11 protein-coding genes and 1 pseudogene are annotated in these 12,954 nt (G+C 73.1%); 6 read left to right on the top strand and 6 right to left on the bottom strand.

Annotation, left to right across the window (positions count from 1 at the left end):
* Nucleotides 1-150: 150 nt before the first annotated feature.
* On the bottom strand, nt 151-1,515 hold the full coding sequence (locus D450_RS0127865) for a flavin monoamine oxidase family protein (protein WP_241483300.1): 1,365 nt from the start codon (nt 1,513-1,515) through the stop codon (nt 151-153).
* Between the two features lie 114 nt (nt 1,516-1,629).
* Nucleotides 1,630-2,487 (bottom strand): helix-turn-helix domain-containing protein, encoded by an 858-nt coding sequence (locus D450_RS0127860; RefSeq protein ID WP_017541911.1) that lies wholly within the window; start codon nt 2,485-2,487, stop codon nt 1,630-1,632.
* Nucleotides 2,488-2,659: 172 nt separating this feature from the next.
* Between D450_RS0127860 and D450_RS0127855 the strand changes: the two genes are divergently transcribed.
* On the top strand, nt 2,660-4,279 hold the full coding sequence (locus D450_RS0127855) for an AMP-binding protein (RefSeq protein ID WP_017541910.1): 1,620 nt from the start codon (nt 2,660-2,662) through the stop codon (nt 4,277-4,279).
* Between the two features lie 58 nt (nt 4,280-4,337).
* On the opposite strand, the gene D450_RS0127850 is transcribed toward D450_RS0127855, so the two are convergent.
* The 3 genes from D450_RS0127850 to fabG all read right to left on the bottom strand — a co-directional run bounded on the left by D450_RS0127850 (nt 4,338) and on the right by fabG (nt 6,709).
* A complete protein-coding gene (locus D450_RS0127850; RefSeq protein WP_017541909.1) occupies nt 4,338-5,090 on the bottom strand; it encodes an SDR family NAD(P)-dependent oxidoreductase in 753 nt (250 codons plus the stop codon).
* A 94-nt stretch (nt 5,091-5,184) separates the two neighbouring features.
* Entirely contained in the window at nt 5,185-5,949 is a 765-nt protein-coding gene (gene fabI, locus D450_RS0127845; protein ID WP_017541908.1) for an enoyl-ACP reductase FabI, read from the bottom strand.
* 55 nt (nt 5,950-6,004) lie between these two features.
* On the bottom strand, nt 6,005-6,709 hold the full coding sequence (gene fabG, locus D450_RS0127840) for a 3-oxoacyl-[acyl-carrier-protein] reductase (RefSeq protein WP_017541907.1): 705 nt from the start codon (nt 6,707-6,709) through the stop codon (nt 6,005-6,007).
* A 2-nt stretch (nt 6,710-6,711) separates the two neighbouring features.
* On the opposite strand from fabG, the pseudogene D450_RS35525 reads away from it, so the two are divergent.
* Both D450_RS35525 and D450_RS35065 read left to right on the top strand, forming a co-directional pair.
* Nucleotides 6,712-7,305: pseudogene (locus D450_RS35525) on the top strand (hypothetical protein); the annotation flags it as partial.
* Between the two features lie 337 nt (nt 7,306-7,642).
* Nucleotides 7,643-7,969: a glutathione S-transferase family protein gene (locus D450_RS35065; RefSeq protein WP_017541905.1), complete on the top strand. Its 327-nt coding sequence runs from the start codon at nt 7,643-7,645 to the stop codon at nt 7,967-7,969.
* On the opposite strand, the gene D450_RS0127825 is transcribed toward D450_RS35065, so the two are convergent.
* Nucleotides 7,947-8,984 (bottom strand): phosphotransferase family protein, encoded by a 1,038-nt coding sequence (locus tag D450_RS0127825; RefSeq protein WP_017541904.1) that lies wholly within the window; start codon nt 8,982-8,984, stop codon nt 7,947-7,949. The two genes, D450_RS35065 and D450_RS0127825, sit on opposite strands and share 23 nt — an antisense overlap.
* A gap of 284 nt (nt 8,985-9,268) precedes the next feature.
* On the opposite strand from D450_RS0127825, the gene D450_RS0127820 reads away from it, so the two are divergent.
* The 3 genes from D450_RS0127820 to D450_RS35520 all read left to right on the top strand — a co-directional run bounded on the left by D450_RS0127820 (nt 9,269) and on the right by D450_RS35520 (nt 12,788).
* Nucleotides 9,269-10,906 carry a glycoside hydrolase family 10 protein gene (locus D450_RS0127820; RefSeq protein ID WP_017541903.1) on the top strand — a complete coding sequence of 546 codons (1,638 nt, stop codon included), beginning with the start codon at nt 9,269-9,271 and terminating at the stop codon, nt 10,904-10,906.
* A 217-nt stretch (nt 10,907-11,123) separates the two neighbouring features.
* Nucleotides 11,124-11,819, top strand: a complete 696-nt coding sequence (locus D450_RS0127815) for a TetR/AcrR family transcriptional regulator (protein WP_017541902.1) — start codon at nt 11,124-11,126, stop codon at nt 11,817-11,819.
* 246 nt (nt 11,820-12,065) lie between these two features.
* Nucleotides 12,066-12,788, top strand: a complete 723-nt coding sequence (locus D450_RS35520) for a DUF4190 domain-containing protein (RefSeq protein ID WP_083932820.1) — start codon at nt 12,066-12,068, stop codon at nt 12,786-12,788.
* Nucleotides 12,789-12,954 lie beyond the last annotated feature (166 nt).

The following is a 12,954-nucleotide window of genomic DNA, read 5'->3' as shown; positions in this document are numbered from 1 at the left end:
CATGCGCCGCCTCCAGGCCCACTACCGGGCCCGTCGCCACCAGACCCGCACCGGCAAGCGGGAGTCGGGCGGGGACGACGAGGACGGTTCCCTCTCCAAGGCGTCCTGAGTCACCGAAGGCGGCCACCGCCGACCGGACCGCGCCAGGGCTCACAGTTCCCGCAGGACCTCTTCGGCGGCGCGGCGGCCGCTGGTCAGGGCGCCGTTCAGGGTGCCGCTGAAAGGGAACTCCGCCGTCTCGGTGCCCGCCCAGTGGAGCGGGCCGACCGGCGTGCGCAGTTGCGGTCCGAACTCGGTGAGCAGGCCGGGGAAGGCCGGCGACTGGTACGCCCGACTGTAGGGGTCGGCCTGGGCTCCGGCCTGGACCACGGCCAGCGGCTCGGCGGCCAGCGGCCCCAGCGCCCGCCCCAGGTTGTCCAGGAGCATCGCGCGGTGCCGGGCCGGGGAGTCGGTGACCGCCAGGTCGGCGCCGAGCGGGTCGCCCTCGCCGAAGGTGTAGGTGTGCGCGATCAGCCGCCCGCGGTCGGAGTCGTCCGGGCTGTCGTCGAAGACGAAGGCGGGGATCCCGGACTCGAAGTGCACCTGCCCGGAGAGCCCCACGTTCCTCCAGAACGGCCGCTGGTAGACGAGCTCGGTGCGGATGACGTCGGCCTGCGGCCACTGCCGCTGCAGGCGGCGCCGGCTCGGCGGCAGCGGGTCGATCCCGATCCGCCCGGCATCGGTCGGGCACAGCGCCAGGACCACCCGGCGCGCGCCGATCGCGCCCCAGGGGCCGTGCACCCGGGCACCGTCCGCGCCGTGCTCGATCCGTTCCACGTGGCGGCCGGTCCGGATGCGCCCTGAGCAGCGGTCGGACAGGGCGTCGACCAGGGCCTGGGCGTCCAGTCGGCGGACGGCCGCGTCGTCGATCGGCCAGGGGCCGATGTGCGCCAGCAGCCACAGCAGGCTGATCCGGTCGGCGGGCAGCCCCGCCTCGGCGATCAGCTGCTCCTCGATGAAGGTGAGCGACTCGGGGTCGAAGGTGTGGGAGCCCAGCCACCCGCGCACCGACTGCGCGTCCAGCTCCTCGGCCTGCTCCGACCGCCACGGCTCGGCGAAGTCGATCCCCTTGGCCAGCCGGGACAGCCGGGACAGGATCCACTCGTCGCGCACGCGAGTCCACCAGGAGGCGGCGCGCGGGACGTTCTCCTCGCTCGCCCAGATCTCGCCGTCCTCGTCCATCCGCAGGTCGTCCAGGGCGGTGTCGCACTCCACCTCGCCGAGTTCGACCCCCAGATCCCCGGCGAGCCCGGTCAGCGCGGCGCCATGGGTGCTCGTGAAGAAGGATCCGGGCGAGACCGCGTCCACCCCGGGGTCGGGCAGCAGCGCCCGCCCTCCCGGGGCGTCCCGCCCGTCGAGCAGGACGACCGATTCGACCCCGGCCTCCTCCAGCCGCCGCGCGGCGGCCATTCCCGACAGCCCCGCCCCCACGATCACGACGTCGGCCTGCTCCATCGCCGCCTGCCCTCCGGCCACCGCCCGTCCCACCTTTCCCAGCCCCCGGACCGCGCACCGGAAGGCCACCCGGCACCGGCGTCGGTCGACCGTGCCGCCACTCTATGGGCGGGACCGCGGCCGCAGGTGGCACCCTTACGGGAGGAGGCCGTACCTCCGGGCCGCGCTCACGGCCTCCAGGCGGGTGTGCGCTCCCAGGCGGCGCATGGCCGAGCGGAGGTAGGCCTTGACCGTCTCCGGCCGCAGGCCCAGGCGGGCGGCGGTGTCGGCATTGGTGCCGCCCTCGGCCACGCACCCCAGGACCTCGACCTCCCTGGGGGCCAGGCGCGGGGCGTCCGGGCGAATGCGGGCCTGGGCCGCGGCGTCCATGCGGGCGCACACCTCCAGCAGCCGTCCGCGCAGCGCCCCGTCCTCCACGTCGGCCGCCAGCGACCGCAGTTCGGCGTTGAGCGCCCGCACCTCGGACCAGCGCGGCGAGGCCGGGCCGGGCTCCTCCGCGGCGGCCTGCGCGCGCCGGGCCTCGGCCTCGCGGCGGCGCGCCTCGTCCCGCACGGCGATACGCTGGCCCGCCTCCCGCGCGGCCGCCTCGAAGGCGGCCACCGTCCGGTCCCCCAGGGCCAGCGACCGGCGCAGACCGCCGAGAAGCACCCCGCGTTCGCGCCCGCCCACCACGATGGGGGTCGCCACCAGCGCCTTGAGCCCCTCGGCCCGCACGGCCTCGTCGTACTCGTGGCTGATCTGCTCGGCCTCCAGGTAGTCGGGCACCCACAGCGGCCGCCGCATCGACACCGCCTTGCCGCCCAGGCCGCGCCCCTGGAGCACGACCAGGCCGCGGATGGCCTCGGTGCCCGCCCCGAAGAGCTCGGTGTAGTGCACCCGGCCGGTGGCGCGCACCGCGCCGCCGAAGACCACCGGTAGCCCGCTGGCCCGGCGCAGGCCGGGCAGGGCGGAGCCGATCTCGGTGGTGGCGTCGCGGTCGGTGTGGGACCTCATGGCGCGCTCCAAGGGGTCTCCCCGCCCCGGGGATGGTCGAGAGGCGGGTCACATGCAACACGATCGCCCGCCGGTGCGCAAAGGGCCCCGGGCCTACCCCCGTTCGGGGGTACTGAGACCCGCCTCACATGGCGCACGATCGTGGTGCGGCGAACGTGTCCAAGGAGGCCCCATGTCGAAGTCCTACGCCTGCGGTCCCTCGCAGACCCCCCTGCTGGGCGACACCGTCGGGGAGAGCCTCGACCGCGCCGTGGCCGCCCACCCGGACCGGGAGGCGGTGGTGGACGTCGCCGCCGGGCTGCGGTGGACCTACGCCGAGTTCGGCGCCGAGGTCGACCGGGCGGCGCGCGCCCTGATGGCCGCCGGGGTCGCCAAGGGCGAGCGGGTGGGCATCTGGTCGCCCAACCGGGCCGAGTGGACGCTGGTGCAGTACGCCACGGCCCGGATCGGCGCCGTGCTGGTCAACATCAACCCCGCCTACCGCGCCTCGGAGCTGGAGTACGTGCTCGGGCAGGCCGGGATCCGGATGCTCATCGCCGCCCAGGAGCACAAGGGCAGCGACTACCGGCGGATGGCCGAGCAGGCGCGGGCCGCGGCGCCGGCGCTGCGCGAGACGGTCTTCTTCGACGACGCCTCCTGGGACCGGCTGCTCGCCGGGGCCGAGCGGGTGAGCGGCGCCGAGCTGGCCGAGCGGTCCGCGCTGCTGTCGGCCGACGACCCGATCAACATCCAGTACACCTCCGGGACGACGGGCTTCCCCAAGGGCGCGACGCTGTCCCACCACAACATCGTCAACAACGGCTTCTTCGTCGGCGAGCTGCTCGGCTACACCGAGCAGGACCGGATCTGCCTGCCGGTGCCCTTCTACCACTGCTTCGGCATGGTGATGGGCAACCTGGCGGCGACCACCCACGGGGCCTGCACCGTCATCCCGTCCCCGGCCTTCGACCCGGCCGCGGCCCTGGCCGCGGTCGCGGCCGAGCGCGCCACCTCGCTCTACGGGGTGCCGACCATGTTCGTCGCCGAGCTGGGGCTGCCCGACTTCGCCTCCTACGACCTGTCGAGCCTGCGCACCGGCATCATGGCCGGCTCGCCGTGCCCGGTGGAGATCATGAAGCGGGTGGTCGCGGAGATGCGCATGTCCCAGGTGGCGATCTGCTACGGGATGACCGAGACCTCGCCGGTGTCCACCCAGACGCGGGTCGACGACGACCTGGAGCGGCGCACCGCCACCGTGGGCCGGGTGATGCCGCACGTGGAGGTCAAGGTGGTGGACCCGGCCACCGGGACCGTGGTGCCGCGCGGCGAGGCCGGGGAGCTGTGCACCCGCGGCTACTCGGTGATGCTGGGCTACTGGGACGAGCCCGAGCGCACCGCCGAGGTGATCGACGCGGCCCGCTGGATGCACACCGGCGACCTGGCGGTGATGCGCGAGGACGGCTACGTCTCCATCGTCGGGCGGATCAAGGACATGGTGATCCGCGGCGGGGAGAACGTCTACCCGCGGGAGGTCGAGGAGTTCCTGCACACCCACCCCAAGGTGGCCGATGTGCAGGTGGTGGGCGTGCCCGACGCCACGTACGGCGAGGAGCTGCTGGCGTGCGTGCTGCCGGCCGACCCCGCCGACCCGCCCTCGCGCGAAGAGCTCGCCGCCTTCTGCGAGGGGCGGCTGGCCCACTACAAGATCCCGCGCCATGTGCGGGCCGTGGAGTCCTTCCCCATGACCGTCAGCGGCAAAGTCCGCAAGGTCGAGCTCCGCGCGTGGGCGGCCCAGGAGCTGGGGCTCGCCTGACCGGCCGGGGCGCGGCCGCCCCCGGTTCCGCACGGGGGCGGGGCGGCCGCGCCCGGGCTCACACCCGGTCCACGAACCCGCCGTCCACCACCAGGTTGGCGCCGGTGGTGAAGGAGGACGCCGGAGCGGCCAGGAAGGCCACCGCGCGCGCCACCTCCTCGGGCCGCCCCAGGCGCCCGGCGGGGATGGAGGAGCGGATCGACTCATAGAAGTCGGGGGTGCGCTCCTTGCGCCGGTCCCAGCTGCCGCCCGGGAACTCGACGGGCCCCGGGGAGACCGTGTTGACCCGGATGCCCTCGGCGGGCAGCGTGCGCGCGAGCGCGGCCGCGTGGTGGTTGAGCGCCGCCTTGAGGGCGCCGTAGGCGTTGGGCCCCGAGGGCGGACCGGCGTGCAGGGCCGAGGTGGTGGAGACCAGCACGATCGACCCGCCGCGCTCGGAGGCGGCCAGGTGGGGCCGGGCGTGCTCGGCCATGGTCACGAACGGCATCACGTCGGTGGCGAAGCCGGCCTGCCAGTCGGCCGACCCGCCCGCCGACACGTTGGACACCAGCACGTCGATCCCGCCGAGCTCGTCGGCCGCCCGGTCCAGGAAGGCGCGCAGGGCGTCGGCGTCGGTCACGTCCAGGGCCTGGTCGACCACGGTGGCGCCGGTGGCGCGCAGCTCGTCGGCCGCCTCGGCCAGGGGCCCGGCCGAGCGCGCGCACACCGCCAGGTCGGCGCCCTCCCCGGCGAGGACGTCGGCGATGGCGCGGCCGATGCCCCGGCTGGCGCCGGTCACCACGGCACGGGCGCCCTTGAGTCCCAGATCCATCTGTCCCCCTCCCTCGAACGCGCGGTGGGCGCCCCTCCGGCGAGGGGCGCCCACCGCGCGCACATCGTCATCGTCTCCAGGCTAGTGCGGGCTGTCAGGCGCCGGTGGAGTGGAACCCGCCGTCGACGTGGACGGTCTCGCCGGTGGTGGCGGGGAACCAGTCCGAGAGCAGGCCCACCACGGCGCGGGCGGCCGGCTCGGGGTCGGCGGTGTCCCAGCCCAGCGGAGCGCGCTCGGGCCAGTGCGAGGCGAGCTCGTCGAAGCCGGGGATGCTGCGCGCGGCCATGGTGCGCAGCGGACCGGCCGAGACCAGGTTCACCCGCACATTGTGCTCGCCCAGGTAGCGGGCCAGGTAGCGGGCGGTGGAGGTGAGCGCCGACTTGGCCACGCCCATCCAGTCGTAGATGGGGTAGGACACGCTGTTGTCGAAGTCCATGGCGACCACGGAGCCGCCGTCCTTCATCAGCGGCAGCACCGCGGTGGTGAGCGCCTTGAGGGAGAAGGCGGAGGTGTGCATGGCGGCGGCCACGTCCTCCCAGGCGGTGTTGAGGAAGTTGCCGCCCAGCCCGCCCTGGGGGGTGAAGCCGATGGCGTGCACGACGCCGTCGATGCCGTCCACGTGCTCGCGCACCCGGTCGGCGAGGCTGGCCAGGTGGTCCTCGTCGGTGACGTCGAGCTCCAGCACCGGCGGCGCGTCGGGCAGGCGCTGGGCGATGCGCTCGACCAGGCTCAGCCGGCCGTAGCCGGTGAGCACGACGGTGGCACCCTGCTCCTGGCACAGGCGGGCGACGTGGTAGGCGATCGAGGAGTCGGTGATCACCCCGGTGACCAGGATGCGCTTGCCTTCGAGAATTCCCATGAGTGTCCTTGTCAGCTGTTCGTGCGTGGGGCCGGGGGCGCCCGGTGGGCCCGTGTCAGTGGCCCATGCCCAGTCCGCCGTCGACCGGGACGACCGCGCCGGTGATGTAGGCGGCGTCCTCGGAGGCCAGGAAGCGGACCGTCTTGGCGATCTCCTCGGTGGTGCCGTAGCGGCCCAGCGGGACGTTCTTCTTGATCTCGGCCTGGCGGTCCTCGGGCAGGGCGGCCGTCATGTCGGTCTCGATGAAGCCGGGGGCGACCACGTTGACCGTGATGTTGCGCGAGCCGAGCTCGCGGGCCAGCGACCGGCCGAAGCCGATGAGCCCGGCCTTGGAGGCGGCGTAGTTGGCCTGCCCGCCCGAGCCGAGCATGCCCACGACCGAGGAGATGAGGACGATCCGGCCGGTGCGCTTGCGCATCATGCCGCGCACGGCGCGCTTGGCGACCCGGAAGGTGCCGGTCAGGTTGGTCTCCAGGACCGAGGAGAAGTCGTCCTCGCTCATCAGGGCGAGCAGCTGGTCCTTGGTGATGCCGGCGTTGGCCACCAGCACCTCGACCGGCCCCTGCTCCTCTTCGACGCGCTTGAACGCCGCGTCGACCCGGGCGGTGTCGGTGATGTCGCAGGGGACGCCGAGCAGCCCTTCCGGCGGCTCGCCGGACCGGTAGGTCACGGCGACGTCGTCCCCGGCGGCGGCGAGCTCACGGGCGATGGCCAGGCCGATCCCCCGGCTGCCGCCGGTGACCAGTGCCGAGCGGGACATGAATGGGCACCTCCGTACGCGCTGATGAGCGCGGTAAGACCATGTCAGAACGGACAGCAGCGTATCGAGCTACCGACCGGTATATGAACCGCGGCCCGGTCGGGGCCCACGCGGGCCGGGACCTGGCCGCCCGGTCGCGTCACCGCAGCGGAGGGCGGGTATGGAGGGACTGGCGCGCGCACCGGTGCCGGCCACCGGGCGGCGCAGGGAGCTCCCCGGGGAGGACCACCATGACGACCGTCACCACCGCCACCCCCGTCGACTTCGACCGCTACGGCGACTACGGAACCTCCATGACCAGGCCCAAGGGCGCGGCCTTCGAGCGCCCTGCCTACCGCTTCGGAGGGCGGATCGGCTCCGAGCGCTTCCCCGCCGAGGCCGGGCGCTACCGGCTGTACGTCTCCTACGCCTGCCCCTGGGCGCACCGCGCGCTCATCGTGCGGGCGCTCAAGGGGCTGGAGGAGGCGGTTTCGGTCGCGGTCGTCGACCCGGTCCGGGACGGCCGCGGGTGGGCGTTCCGCGAGGGGCCGGGGCACGGGCCCGACGAGGTGGGCCACATCGCCCTGCTGCGCGAGCTGTACGAGTGGACCGAGCCGGGGTACGAGGGCCACGTGTCGGTGCCGGTGCTGTGGGACACCGACACGCGGCGCATCGTCTCCAACCGGTTCGAGGACATCCCCCTGGACCTGAACGCGTGCTTCAACGCCTGGGCGCGCGACCGCGTCGAGCTGTACCCGGCGCACCTGCGCGAGGAGATCGACGCGCTCAACCGCCACCTGTACACCGCGGTGAACAACGGGGTGTACCGGTGCGGCTTCGCGCCCTCCCAGAAGGCCTACGACGAGGCGGCGGCCGACCTGTTCGAGGCGCTCGNGGGGGGAGCGGCGGGCGCCCCGCCGCTACCTGGCCGGCGACCGGATCACCATCGCCGATGTGCGGCTGTGGCCCACCCTGGCCCGCTTCGACACCGTCTACGGCACCCATTTCAAGTGCAACCTGCGGCGGCTGCAGGACTACCCGAACCTGTGGGCCTATGCCCGCGACCTGTACGCGGTGCCGGCGTTCGCCTCCACCACCGATTTCGACCACATCCGGCGGCACTACTACACCACCCACGGGGCGCTGAACCCGAAGCGGATCGTGCCGGCCGGGCCGCGGCCCGACTTCGCCGCCCCGCACGGCCGCGACCGCCTGGGCGGCGCGGACGCGGGGGCCGGCGCGGGCGGGGTGCGGGTGGTCAGTCCGCGGCCAGGCGCTTGAGCCCGGCGCCGACCAGGCCGGGGACGGCCTCGCCGATGGTGGCGAAGTCCCCTCCGACGGTCTTGCCCTGGGTGTAGCGGTAGTGGATGCCCTCCAGGATCACCGCCAGCTTGAAGTAGGCGAAGGAGACGTACCAGTCGAAGTCCGACAGGTCGCGCCCGGAGCGGTCGGCGTAGCGGGCCACCAGCTCCTCGACGCCGGGGAAGCCCTCGGCGCCGGCGGCGTCGGCCACCCCGGGGATCTCGGCCAGCTCGGCCCCGCTGTAGACGGCGATCAGGGCCAGGTCGGTCAGCGGGTCGCCGAGGGTGGACATCTCCCAGTCGAGCACGGCGGTGATCCGGTCGGCGCCGCCCTCGGGGGCGACCAGGACGTTGTCCAGCCGGTAGTCGCCGTGCACCACGGTGGGGGCGGGCGAGGCGGGGATGCGCCCGGCCAGGCCCTGGCGCAGCTCGTCGACGCCGGGCAGGTCGCGGCTGCGGGAGGCGTCCAGCTGCTTGCCCCAGCGGCGCACCTGGCGCTCCAGGAAGCCCTCCGGGCGGCCGAAGTCCGCCAGGCCCACCGCTTCCGGGTCCACGGCGTGCAGGTCCACCAGGGTGTCGACCAGCTGCAGCACGACCGCCCGGGTGCGGTCGGGTCCGAGGGCGGACAGCTGCTCGGCGGTGCGGTAGGGGGTGCCCTCGACGTACTCCATGACGTAGAACGGCGCGCCGAGGACGTCGGTGTCGGTGCACAGCAGCTCGGTGCGCGGGACCGGCACGGGGGTGGGGGCCAGGGCGCTGACCACGCGGTGCTCGCGCGCCATGTCGTGGGCGGTGGGCAGGACGTGGCCCAGCGGGGGGCGGCGCACCACGAAGCGGCGGGCGCCGTCGGTCACCTCGTAGGTGAGGTTGGAGCGGCCCCCGGCGATGAGCCGGGCGGTCAGCGGCCCGACGGCCAGTCCCGGGCGCTCGGCGTCCAGGTGGGCGCGGAGGCGTTCGGGGTCGAGTCCTGGTGGGGGCGTGCCGCGGTCGTCCACGCGTGCTCCTCGCTCGGGGGTGGGCGGTCGGCGAACCAACATACCACTTGGTCTGTGATCGCCGCCGCCCCCTCCGCCCCGTGCGCCCCGACCCGCCGGAAGGAGGATTGCGTTCGGGGCTCGGATCGTGAAGGTTTCCTTCTGTCCCCCTTGCACGGGGAGACCCGAGGGCGCGCCCCGCCGCCCGGCGGGCGCCGGGAGCGCGGGCGCGGCGCACGGCGTCACACGCGGCGTGTGGTCAATTGACTACACTCTGCACATAACGTTGAGCGGAAGGAGCCCCCTTGGCCCGCCCCGACCGGACCGAGCGCCCGTCGCCCCGCGACACGGCCGCGGTCCCCCTCCCCCGAATCCCCCGAACCGCCGCACTGTGCGGCACCCTCGCCGCCCTCCTGGCCGCCCCGCTCCTGGCCGCGCCGTCGGCGTCGGCCTCCCCCGGCCCGCCCGAGGGCGGGTGCCCGACGGCGGCCGACGCACCGCCCAAGCGCCAGATGCGCGCCGAATGGATCGCCAGCGTGGTCAACATCGACTGGCCCAGCGAGCCCGGGCTCAGCCCGGACGAGCAGCGCCGGGAGCTGGACGCGCTCTACGACCAGGCGCAGGCCGACGGCCTCAACGCGGTGTTCGTGCAGATCCGGCCCACCGCCGACGCCTTCTGGCCCTCCCCGCACGAGCCGTGGTCCGAATGGCTCACCGGGGAGCAGGGCCGCGACCCCGGCTACGACCCGCTGGCCTACGCCGTCGAGGAGGCGCACGAGCGCAACCTGGAGTTCCACGGCTGGTTCAACCCCTACCGGGTGGCCATGCACGACGACCCCGGGCGGCTGACCGGGGACCACCCGGCGCGGGAGAACCCCGACTGGGTCTTCTCCTACGGCGGACGGCTCTACTACGACCCGGGCGTGCCCGAGGTCCGCGAGTTCGTGGTCGAGGCGATGATGGACGCCGTCGAGAACTACGACCTGGACGGCGTGCACTTCGACGACTACTTCTACCCCTACCCCTCCGGCGGGCAGGAGCTCCCCGACACCGACACCTTCGCCGAGCACGGGCGCGGCTTCGACGACATCGAGGACTGGCGGCGGGACAACGTCGACCTGCTGGTCAAGGAGATGGACCAGGCCGTGCACGCGGCCAAGCCGCACGTGAAGTTCGGTATCAGCCCGTTCGGGATCTGGCGGAACGCCTCCAGCGACCCTGAGGGCTCGGACACCTCCGGGTTCGAGTCCTACAGCGGCATCTACGCCGACAGCCGGCGGTGGGTGCGCGAAGGGTGGGTGGACTACATCAACCCGCAGGTGTACTGGGAGATCGGGCTGTCGGTGGCCGACTACGCGGTGCTGGTGCCGTGGTGGGCCGAGACGGTCGAGGGCACCGGCGTGCACCTGTACATCGGGCAGGCCGCCTACAAGGCGGGCAACGACGGCGCGTGGTCCGACCCGCAGGAGCTCTCCCGGCACCTGGACCTCAACCGGGAGCACCCCGAGGTGCTGGGCGACGTGTACTTCAGCGCGACGTCGTTGCAGACCAACGCGCGCGCAGCGATGGACCGGGTGGTCGAGGACCACTACGGGAGCCCGGCGCTGGTGCCCGTCAAGGAGGACCTGGGCGGACGCGCGCCATGGCGGCCGCGCGTGGTGGACGCGGAGCCCGGCGAGGACGGCACCGAGCTGACGGTCCGACCGCACTGGCACTCCTCGCCGACCTACTACGCCGTGTACGGGTTCGACGGAAAGCCGAACCCGCACGACCGGTGGTGCGGCCTTAAGGACCCGAGGAACATGATCGGCACCGTGCGGGCGTCGGACGAGGGAGAGACGGTGTTCACCGCCCCGGACGACGACGGCGGCCGAACCTACTACGTGACGGCGCTGGACCGCCTGCACCACGAGAGCCGCGCGGCCATGCGCTACGTGCCCTGAGCGGGTGATGCACCTCCCTCGGACCCGGGTTCAGGCCCGGGCCCGAGGGGCCGCAGGGACACCGTGTCCGCACCGCGTTCACGACGCCGCAGTGAGGCATCCCACGAAAGAGACCGACCGGTAACAGTCCAACCGGTCTATTGTGTGCACAAGCCTTCCCAGGCCCACCAGCCCGACGGACCTGCCGTCCGTGCAGCCCCGACAGAAAGGCCGAGCCGTGGCCGTGCGTACCCGCGGCGGTCGGGCCAAGCCGACCGCGACCACGCCCGACACAGCGCTGATCGCCGCCGCCTCCCCCGACAACCCGGTCCCGCAGCGCCTCCTCGCGGTGGCCACCCGCCTCTTCGCCGACAAGGGGTTCGACCGCACCTCGGTGCAGGAGATCGTGGAGACCGCCCGGGTCACCAAGGGCGCCATGTACCACTACTTCGATTCCAAGGACGACCTTCTGGCGGAGGTCTACGCCCGGGTGCTGCGGATGCAGATGGAGCGCCTGGAGGCGATCGCCGCCGAGGGCGGGCCCGTGACCGAGCGCGTGCGCCGGGCGGCGGCGGACGTCGTGGTGACCACCATCGCCAACCTGGACGACGCGACCATCTTCTTCCGGTCCCTGCACCAGCTCAGCGAGGGCAAGCAGCGCGAGGTGCGGGCCCAGCGCCGTACCTACCACGAGCTGTTCCGCTCGCTGCTCACCGAGGGCCAGCGCGAGGGGGTGTTCACCGACCGGGTGCCCGCCGACATCGTGGTCGACTTCTACTTCGGCTCGGTGCACCACCTGAGCACCTGGTACCACCCTGAAGGCGAACTCGCCCCGACCGAGATCGGCGAACACTACGCCGACCTCCTGCTGAGCGCACTGCGCCCGGACGGCCCCGGCCCGGCGGCGGTCCAGAACGGCCTCCCCCGTCCGTGACCGAGGGGGCGGGCGAACCGGCCCGCCCCTGTACGACCATCCGCTCATGGGCGGTCGGAGCCCCCGTCGGCGCCGCGCTGCCGGGACCGTTCCTCCACGCTCTGGGCGAGGCTCCACGGGGGCGCCGACCGAGTGCTGGAGTCGACAGGGCGCAGCCTCGGCTCCCGTTTTAGGAAATGGACTGCGTCCTTTCCTCGTGTTCACCCCGGACGAGGACGACGGGCATGGTCCGCCCCTCCCGCGTCAATGAGTAGATTCGGCTTCGAAGCACACAAACGCCTCGGAGTCGACATGGCACATCCTCCATATCCCCCACCACCCCCGTATCCATCACACCTTCCCCGGGGTCCGGCACCGAAGAGCGGGCCCGCGATCGCAAGCCTGGTCCTCGGCTGCGTCAGCCTGGCCGGCTGCTTCATGCTCCTAGTAACGCCGTTCATCGGCCTCGTCCTCGGGACGATCGGTCTCCAGCAGACCCAGCGCCGCGAACGACAGGGCACAGGCCTCGCGATCGCGGGCCTCGTGACCAATGGCATCGCGATCGCACTGGTCGGGCTCCTGATGCTCGACGTGATCTTCGGCGAAGAGCTCACCGAGGTCGAGGCGACGTCCTCTCCGTCGCCGTCTCCTTCAGCTTCGGCCTCTCCGTCCCCCTCGCCGAGCGACACCGCTGACGATGGGGACGAAGAGAGGCAGGAAGAGGAGGAGTCCCCGAAGCCGAAGACGCCCGATCCTCAGGAGACCAAGAAGGGAGAGGAGACTCCGCCGGAGCCGGAGCCGGAGCCTGTACCCGAGACCGAGGACGACCAGCCTGGCACTGGCGGGGGCTCTGACCAGGACCGCGTCCAGGGCGTCCACCCGGGGGCGTACTGCGACGAGCACTGGCAGTACGGCTACACCAAGGACGGCACACTGATGCAGTGCACCACCACCGCCACCGATGACCGCTTCCGCTGGCGTTCGGCGTGAGCCCACCCCATCCCGCCCTAAGAATTAAGAAATAGGGCCCGGGCCACGCTGCCCGCCGACGCCGACACCATTGGGACGGCACCTTCGTCCTGTGCCTGAAGGTTCACGACAGGGACGGACATCTCATTGCGCATTCCCGCTCGACCGCATTTGGCCGAGCCAGAAG

It is taken from the genome of Nocardiopsis halophila DSM 44494 (genome assembly GCF_000341245.1).
In the GTDB taxonomy this organism is placed as follows: domain Bacteria; phylum Actinomycetota; class Actinomycetes; order Streptosporangiales; family Streptosporangiaceae; genus Nocardiopsis_A; species Nocardiopsis_A halophila.
This window is presented reverse-complemented; position numbering and strand designations above follow the sequence as displayed.

What these genes read in the sequence shown, in the direction of transcription:
- D450_RS0127860 (WP_017541911.1), bottom strand. Translation starts at nt 2,487, where the DNA reads ATGAGGTCCCACACCGACCGCGACGCCACCACCGAGATCGGCTCCGCC.
- D450_RS0127850 (WP_017541909.1), bottom strand. Translation starts at nt 5,090, where the DNA reads ATGGATCTGGGACTCAAGGGCGCCCGTGCCGTGGTGACCGGCGCCAGC.
- D450_RS0127855 (WP_017541910.1), top strand. Translation starts at nt 2,660, where the DNA reads ATGTCGAAGTCCTACGCCTGCGGTCCCTCGCAGACCCCCCTGCTGGGC.
- fabI (WP_017541908.1), bottom strand. Translation starts at nt 5,949, where the DNA reads ATGGGAATTCTCGAAGGCAAGCGCATCCTGGTCACCGGGGTGATCACC.
- D450_RS35520 (WP_083932820.1), top strand. Translation starts at nt 12,066, where the DNA reads ATGAGTAGATTCGGCTTCGAAGCACACAAACGCCTCGGAGTCGACATG.
- fabG (WP_017541907.1), bottom strand. Translation starts at nt 6,709, where the DNA reads ATGTCCCGCTCGGCACTGGTCACCGGCGGCAGCCGGGGGATCGGCCTG.